At 64.4% G+C, this 7,829-nt stretch carries 7 protein-coding genes and 1 pseudogene; all 8 read right to left on the bottom strand.

Features of this window, described 5'->3' with window-relative positions; all coding sequences use genetic code 11:
* Nucleotides 1-340, bottom strand: a pseudogene (locus ACFP9U_RS22275) (lipid-A-disaccharide synthase); the annotation flags it as partial.
* Nucleotides 337-1,224, bottom strand: coding sequence for an LpxI family protein (locus ACFP9U_RS22270; RefSeq protein WP_378624825.1), 888 nt, complete (start codon nt 1,222-1,224; stop codon nt 337-339). The pseudogene ACFP9U_RS22275 and the gene ACFP9U_RS22270, both read right to left, overlap by 4 nt.
* Complete coding sequence (gene lpxA / locus ACFP9U_RS22265; protein WP_322450225.1) at nt 1,211-2,041, bottom strand: acyl-ACP--UDP-N-acetylglucosamine O-acyltransferase; 831 nt, start codon at nt 2,039-2,041, stop codon at nt 1,211-1,213. The genes ACFP9U_RS22270 and lpxA overlap by 14 nt, the downstream gene beginning before the upstream one ends.
* 8 nt (nt 2,042-2,049) lie before the next feature.
* Complete coding sequence (gene fabZ, locus ACFP9U_RS22260) at nt 2,050-2,523, bottom strand: 3-hydroxyacyl-ACP dehydratase FabZ (protein WP_378624822.1); 474 nt, start codon at nt 2,521-2,523, stop codon at nt 2,050-2,052.
* Nucleotides 2,516-3,574 carry a UDP-3-O-(3-hydroxymyristoyl)glucosamine N-acyltransferase gene (lpxD, locus tag ACFP9U_RS22255; protein WP_378624820.1) on the bottom strand — a complete coding sequence of 353 codons (1,059 nt, stop codon included), beginning with the start codon at nt 3,572-3,574 and terminating at the stop codon, nt 2,516-2,518. The genes fabZ and lpxD overlap by 8 nt, the downstream gene beginning before the upstream one ends.
* 51 nt (nt 3,575-3,625) lie before the next feature.
* Entirely contained in the window at nt 3,626-5,983 is a 2,358-nt protein-coding gene (bamA, locus tag ACFP9U_RS22250; protein ID WP_378624818.1) for an outer membrane protein assembly factor BamA, read from the bottom strand.
* A 229-nt stretch (nt 5,984-6,212) separates the two neighbouring features.
* Nucleotides 6,213-7,352 carry an RIP metalloprotease RseP gene (gene rseP / locus ACFP9U_RS22245; RefSeq protein WP_378624817.1) on the bottom strand — a complete coding sequence of 380 codons (1,140 nt, stop codon included), beginning with the start codon at nt 7,350-7,352 and terminating at the stop codon, nt 6,213-6,215.
* A 96-nt stretch (nt 7,353-7,448) separates the two neighbouring features.
* A partial coding sequence (locus ACFP9U_RS22240) for a phosphatidate cytidylyltransferase (protein WP_378624815.1) occupies nt 7,449-7,829 on the bottom strand: 381 nt, incomplete at its 5' end.

Here is a 7,829-nt window from a genome sequence, read left to right as displayed (position 1 = left end):
CCGCCCGCACCCGCTTGGCCACGCGCAGGCCGAAATCCGGGCTGTCGATGGTGACGAGGCAATCGGGCCCTGCCGCCGCGACCGCCTTCGCCGCCTGGCCGATGCGCCGCATCAGGCGCGGCAGATCACGCAGTACGGCGGAAATCCCCATCAGTGCAATGTCGTCGGCGGGAAACAGGGACGCCAGACCGTGCGCCTCAAGGGCACGGCCGCCGATGCCGATCAGCTCGACCTTCCGGCCCGTCTGCCGGCTCAGCGCCGCAACCAGGTCCGCGCCGAGGAGATCGCCGGATTCCTCTCCGGCGATCACGGCGATGCGCAACGGTGGCTTGCTGGTCACGCCTTTCTCCCCCGCGCGAACCCGAGAAGAAACAGATTGAGTTCATCCGCCAAACGCACGGTCTCGGCACTGTCGAGAACGAAGCTCCGTTCCGCCTCGACGGCGATGCCGGCAAGCCCGGCGGCATGGGCGTCCTTGACCGTGCGCGGCCCGATCGCCGGTAGGTCGGCGCGTTCCTCCTGCCCCGGCTTGGCGCATTTGACGAGCACCCCGCGCGTCTTTCCGGCGATGCGCCCATGAGAGCGCAGCGCCCTTGCCCGCTCGAGCAGCCCGTCCGTACCCTCGATACCCTCGAGCGCAATCGCACGGCCGCCGACCGCCACCGCCGCCTGGCCGATGTCCAGCCGACCGATGGCGCGCGCGGCCTCGAGCGCTGCGGCAATATCCTTCTCGTCCGTCCGGTTGGGCTTCACCTTGCCAATGCAGCCCTCCGGCGCGAGAAGCTCCGGCACGACCTCATGTGCGCCCACCACATGGATGCCACTGTCTTCGACATACGTCACCAGAGCGCGCAACAGGCCGTCATCGCCACGCGCATAGGCGGAAAGAAGCCGGGGGAGATAAAGAAGGATCTGCGGGCTGAAACGCAGCTTTCGCAGCGGCGGCCGGGTCTTCACACCTCCGGCCATGACGAGATGTGTCACTCCACGGCGCTTCAGCCGGGGCACGAGTTGCCCAAGTCGTTCCGGCGGAAGGCGCATCAGGTCGTAGTCTGGCGCCTCGGCAAAATCGGCCTCGCCCTCCAGAGCCACCACCAGCGGACGGTGACCGGCGTCCTTCAGCCCTTCGACCACGCTTTGCGGCAAGAGCCCGCTGCCGGCCACGACGGCGATGTATTCGTGCGCCGAACCGGGTTTTTTCCGCGGGCGCTCATTCGCCGTCATCATCCTCGTCCAGGGATTGACCGCGCACCGGCAGGGTGAAGGGGCGCTTTTCACGGCCCACGACGAAGGCCAGGACGTCCTCGACCGCCGCCGAGCCGGCAAATTCCCGCTGCACCAGGGCGATGCTCTCGGAAAACGGCCTGTCGGGCGAGAAGAGCTGGCGATAGGCATTACGCAGCTCGCGGATCTGGGATCGCGCCATTCCGGAGCGCTTCATGCCGACCACGTTCAGGCCGCGCAGCGTTGCCCGGTCTCCCACGGCCATGCCATAGGGTATCACGTCCCCCACGACGGCCGCAAAGCCGCCGAGAAAGGCATGGTGGCCGATGCGGACGAATTGATGCACCGCAGCATAGCCGGATATGATGACGTTGTCGCCGATATCGCAATGGCCGCTGAGGGCAGCATAGTTGGCCATGGTCACGTGATTGCCGACCTCGGAATCGTGGGCGACATGACAATAGGCCATGAAGAGCCCGCCCTCCCCGACCGTGGTCCTGCCACGGCTGGTGTCGGTCCCGCGATGCATGGTGACGCCCTCGCGGATCACGCATCCGCGGCCGATGGTCAGCGTCGTTCGCCCGCCCTTGTGCTTAAAGTTCTGCGGCGGCCCGCCAAGCACGGCGTTCGGAAAGACCTGGCAATCCGCGCCGAGCGTCGTGGCGCCCATGATGGTCACGTGGCCGATGAGCTCGACATTGTCGCCGAGCACCGCATCGGCCCCGACGTGGCAGAACGGGCCAATTCGCACGCCGCTGCCCAGCTCGGCGCCTTCTTCGACAATCGCGGTGGGATGGATCAAGGTTTGTGCAGTCATGCAACCGGTCAATCCGGCTCGTTTGGCGACATCAAGGCGGAGATCACGGCTTCGGCCACCTTGCCGCCGTCGACCATGGCCTCGCAGGAAAATTTCCAGATCTTGCCACGCTGTTTCAGCTTCCGCACATGGAGCTCCAGGCGGTCGCCGGGCACCACGGGCTTGCGGAACTTCGCCTCGTCAATGGTCATGAAGTAGACGACCGAGGGCTGGGTATCGCCGGCGTTATTGATGCAGATGGCGCCAGCCGTTTGCGCCATCGCCTCGATGATGAGCACGCCCGGCATGACCGGCTGGCCGGGGAAATGCCCCATGAAATGCGGCTCGTTCACGGTGACGTTCTTGATGCCGACAGCGGAATTGTCGCCGTCCACCTCGACGATCCTGTCCACCAGAAGGAAGGGATAGCGGTGCGGCAGGAGTTCGAGAAGATTGGCTATTTCGAGGCTTTCCAGCGTGGCGGTCGAGGCGCTCTCAGCCATCACCCTTACTCCCTTTCCGCTTTCCTTCAACGAGGCTGCGCAGCGCAGCGATCTCCCGGAACGCCTGTCGCATGGGCTGTGCCGGCGACCCCGCCCAGCGCTCGCCGGCGGGAATGTCGTTCATGACGCCGCTGGAGGCGGCAAGCTGCGCCCGCTCGCCGATGGTGATGTGGTCGGCGATACCGACCTGTCCGCCGAGCATCGCGTAATCCCCCAGCGTTACCGAGCCGGACAGGCCGCAATGACCGGCAATGACGCAGCTCCTGCCGATCCGGACATTGTGGGCGACCTGTACCAGATTGTCGATCTTCGTGCCTTCGCCGATCACCGTGTCGGACAGCGCGCCCCGGTCGACCGTCGTATTGGCGCCGATCTCCACATCGTCCTGGATGACCACGCGACCGATCTGCGGGTTCTTCTCCAGCCCGCGCGGGCCGGGCAGAAAGCCGAACCCGTCCTGGCCGATCTGAGCGCCGGGATGAATAATGACCCGGTCACCGACGATGGCGTATTGCAGGGTTGAATTGGCGCCGACATAGCATTCGCGGCCGATGCTGCAGCCCTTGCTGATCACCGCATGCGGCCCGATGATCGTGCCCCGGCCGACCGATACGCCATCGCTGACGACTGCGCCAGCCTCCACGATCACGCCCTCTTCCAGAAGGGCGTCCGGGGCGATGAAAGCATGGGAGGAGATGCCGGTTTCTCCGGTCACGGGCTGTGGCCGCACGGCGGCGGGAAACAGGAGCCGCGCCACCGTGGCGAAGGCCTGCTGCGGATGGGGCGTGGCGAGAACGGCAACGCCCGCCGGCGCGTTGAGCGCGATCTCCTCCGCGCACAGAACGGCCGCCGCCCGCACCGAGGCGAGATTCACCGCGTTGCGCTTGCCGTCAATGAAGACAAGCGCACCCTCGCCCCCCTCCAAGGCAGACGCGAGATGCGTGATGGCGACGGCGGAGAATTCATCACCCACCAGCCGCGCGCCCGTAAGTGTGGCGATTTCTCCAACCTGGATAGGGCGCGCGGGAGCGAAGAATTCCGGTTCCTTCATGGATGCCTTCTCGTCCGGGCGGCGCAAATCGCGCCCGGACAGCTTTTCGCCTCAGAACCGGGTCGAGATGCCGAAGTTCCAGTGCTGGATCCGGTCCGTATCTTCCTTCACGATCGGCTCGGCATAGTCGACGCGAAGCGGTCCGAATGGTGAAGCCCAGATGAGGCTGGCGCCGACCGAGGCACGCCACTCCATATCCGTGCCGTGAACGTTCGGGCTGTCGTAGTCGCTGCCGTACAATGTCGCCGCGTCGGCGAAGATGGCGCCGCGCAAGCCGAAGCTCTCCGGAACCACAGGCACAGGGAACTGCGCCTCGGCAGTGGCGTGGAAATAGGTAGTGCCGCCGAGGTAGTCGCGATCTCCGCCAGGCGTCGTCTCAAACGGCCCAATACCATTGTACTTGAAACCGCGGATTATACGCGTGTTGCTGTTGAACTGATCGAAAATACGCAGATCCTCATCGCCAAAACCGACAATATGGCCTCCGCCGACCGTCATCAGGCCAACCAGGTCAAGCTGGTCGGAGAGCATGTGGTAGTAATTCGCGCGCGCCGTCACCTTCAGCCATTGCGCATCACCACCAAGACCAGCGACTTCCGTCGTGAAATTCGCGTGCATGCCCTCGCGCGGGTTCTTCATGTCATCGAGGGTGTTGTAGATCAGGGAGCCACTGACGGACGACTTTATCCACTTGCCCTGTTCCAGCGCCTGCTCGATCGCCGTGGAAACTTCCGCGTCGCCGACCCGCTCATACTCCTCCTGCGAATAGTTGTACGCAAGCTGAGCCGTCAGCGCATCGGTGATCGGCAGGCCGAAGCGGATCGTTCCGCCCGTCGCCTCGCGATCATAGATGTCGTTGTTGTCGGAATTGCTGAAAGTCCGCGTGTTGCGGAAGATATCGAACCCCGCCGCAATCCGCCGTCCCAGGAAGTAGGGCTCGGTGAAGGAGAAGGTGAAGTCGCGCGAATGCTCGCCACCCGCCGCGGCGAGCCGGATGAACTGCCCGCGTCCGAGGAAGTTGCGCTCCGTGATCGAACCTTCGAGCGAGAAGCCGCCATCGCTCGACGTCGTGCCGCCGGTCGTGTAGCCGGCGCCGATGGAGAACTCGCCCGTTGCCTTTTCGACCACGTCCACGACCAGTACCACCTGGTCGGGTTGCGAGCCGGGAACGGTGGTGATGTTGACCGTCTGGAAGAAATCGAGCCGCTCCAGGCGGCGCTTGGCGCGCTGCACCAGGACACGGTTGAACGCATCGCCCTCGCTGACGTCGAACTCGCGCCGGATCACATAGTCGCGGGTGCGGGTGTTGCCGCGAATCTGGATGCGCTCGACATAGGCGCGCGGCCCTTCATCGATATCATAGACGACGGAGATCGTGCGGTTCTGGAAATCACGATTGCCGCGCGGCGTGACCTCGGCAAAGGCATAGCCGCGGCCGGCGAGCTCCTCCGTCAGGCCGACCAGCGTCTGCTCGACATCCTCGGCACTGTAGATGGCGCCGCTGCGCGTCTCCAGATGCGATTGCAGCGTGCTCACGTCGATGTCGGAGATGGCCGATTCGACCCGGATGTCGCCGAATGTGTAGCGTTCGCCCTCGTCCACCGTGAACGTCACATTGTACTGGTTGTCCACCAGATCCGCCGAGGACGAGATGATGCGGAAATCGGCATAGCCGTGATTGAAGTAGAAGCGGCGCAGGGCCTCCTCGTCGGCGCGCAACCGCTGCTCGTCATAGATATCCCGGCGCATGAAAGAGGTCAGGAAATTGGACGCCTTCGTCGACATGAGGTCGCGCAGGCGCCGGTCGCTGAAGGCCTCGTTGCCGACGAAGCTGATGGAGGCGATCTTCGTACGCTCGCCCTCCTGAATCTCGAAAATGACGTTGACCCGGCCACCTTCGAGCTGCTGCACACGCGGGTTCACGATGGCGTCGTCACGGCCGATGCGGCGATAGGCTTCGCGTACGGCCTCGGCATCCGCTTCCATGAGCTGATTGGAGAAGGCGCCGCGCGGCTGCAGCTGCACCGCCTGCTCGAGATTGCGGTCCTTGATCTTCCTGTTGCCCTGGAAGAGCACCTGATTGACGATGGCGTGTTCATCCACCGTGACGACCAGCGCCCCGCCAGCCTGCCTGATGGAGACATTCGCGAAGAGGCCGGTGGCGAAGAGCCGCTTCACCGCCTCGTCGATATCGGCGTTGGTGAAGTTCTGCCCGGGGCTGATGCCGACCTGATTGCGGACGGTTTCGGCATCAACGCGCTGGTTGCCGCGCACTTCAATCCGGCTGACAGTCGCTGCTTGGGCCGACGTGACAGCCGCAACCTGGACCGCGATGGCTCCCGCCGCCACGAAACCGGCCGAAAGCGCCACCACCGAAACGGCGGACATGAATCTGGAAGCTGCCTTCATCGGGCTCAAATACCTTCTATTCTCGTTGTCCCCACGGCGAGAAATCCGGACGTGCAAATCGCATACCGTAATAGCCGGAATTTCCCTACACGCAAGGCTTCTGGTTAATTTGCATTTACGAAACACGGAACAGTGGCATTCCCGTCACGCCTAATGCTCACCGTGGTAAACGCAGCCTCAACAATGCCGAGCGCCCAACCCCTACCCCTTTTCATGGCATCCCTCCGATTCAGCATCCAAACAGATCGTTCCAGAAAACGAAAGCCATGAACGCCAGCACCATTAACATCCCCGCGCGATAGACCGCCTCCATCACCAGGCCGGGTACCGGCCTGCGCAAAACAGCTTCCAAGCCGTAGAACACCAGATGCCCGCCATCAAGCGGGGGGATGGGCAAAAGGTTGAGAATTCCAATGCCGACCGAAAGCAGCGCGACGAGCTGCACCAGCCACTCGAAGCCGAGATCGGCGGCCTTGCCGGACATCTCGGCGATCTTCACCGGCCCGCCGAGCTGGCACCGGTCCTCGCGACCGGCGACCAGCCGCTTCAGAAACTGCCCGGTGCGGGCGATGATGCTGCCGGTCTCCGCCACGCCGGCTCCGACCGCCTCGAGCGGACCGTATTCGACGACGCGCGGCTGGCCCAGGGCCTCGTTGTTGACCACGCCGATGATGCCGATCTTCACCGTGTTGCCCAGAGCGTCCGTCTGCTCGGTGGCCTCGGGAGTGGCCTCAGTGGTGATCTCCCGCCCGTCGCGCGACAGCACAAAGGTGAGCGGGTCGCCGGCCCGTCCCGAGACGAGCCGCTGCACGTCTGAGAACGTTTCGATCCGCACCCCGTCAACGGACACGAACCGGTCGCCGGGCTGAATGCCGGCTTCGGCGGCAGGGCTGTCGGGGCGCACCTCGGCCACCATCGGCTCGGCTACGTAGCGGCCGAAGGTGGCGAACATGACGGAGAAAACCACGATCGTCAGCAGGAAATTGAACAAGGGGCCGGCAAACACCGTCGCAGCGCGCTTCCAGACCGGCTGCGTATGAAAGGCGACGCGCCGCTCCTCTTCCGACAATCCTTCCACGGCCTCGGCATCGGGCTGGCTGGTCGCCCCGACATCGCCGACGAACTTGACATAGCCGCCGAGCGGAATGGCCGAGACGCGCCAGCGCGTGCCTCGCCGGTCCGTCAGGCCGAAGAGTTCGGGGCCGAAGCCGATCGAAAACGCACGCACGCCAATGCCGCACCAGCGGCCGACAAGATAGTGCCCCATCTCGTGAACGAAGACGACCACGGTGAGCACGAACAGGAACGGGATGATCGTCCCGATCAGGAAGTTGCCGACAGCGATGAAGGGAACAGCTATATCGGCCACGTCGTTTCCTTCATTGATTCGGTGCTTGATCTTTCCTGGCTACTGTCCGGCCAAGATTGGCAAATCCAAGGCGGTTCGCGCACCCACTAGCACCGATCAGCGGGAGAAGAAAGCCGCAGCCGGAGTGTTCGGACCGGAAAGCAGCGCCCCCAGAAGATAAAACAGAAGCGCGGCAGCGACGAGCCCGTCCACCCGGTCCATCACGCCGCCGTGACCGGGGATGAGGCGGCCCGAATCCTTCACGCCGTGGCGACGCTTGAGAGCGGATTCGAACAGATCCCCCGCCTGCGAAACGACCGACAGTGCAAGCGCGACGAGTCCACCCCACAGAAGCGCGGGTTCGCCGGAATCAAAGCCGGCGACCGCCAGCCCGGCTGCAAGACCGCCCAGGGCACCGCCGATGGCACCGCTCCAGGTCTTGCCGGGCGAAATCGCCGGGGCGAGCCGCGGTCCGCCCAGCGCGCGGCCGACGAAGAA

It is taken from the genome of Nitratireductor sp. GCM10026969 (assembly GCF_042660605.1).
Classification (GTDB): Bacteria; Pseudomonadota; Alphaproteobacteria; order Rhizobiales; family Rhizobiaceae; genus Chelativorans.
This window is presented reverse-complemented; position numbering and strand designations above follow the sequence as displayed.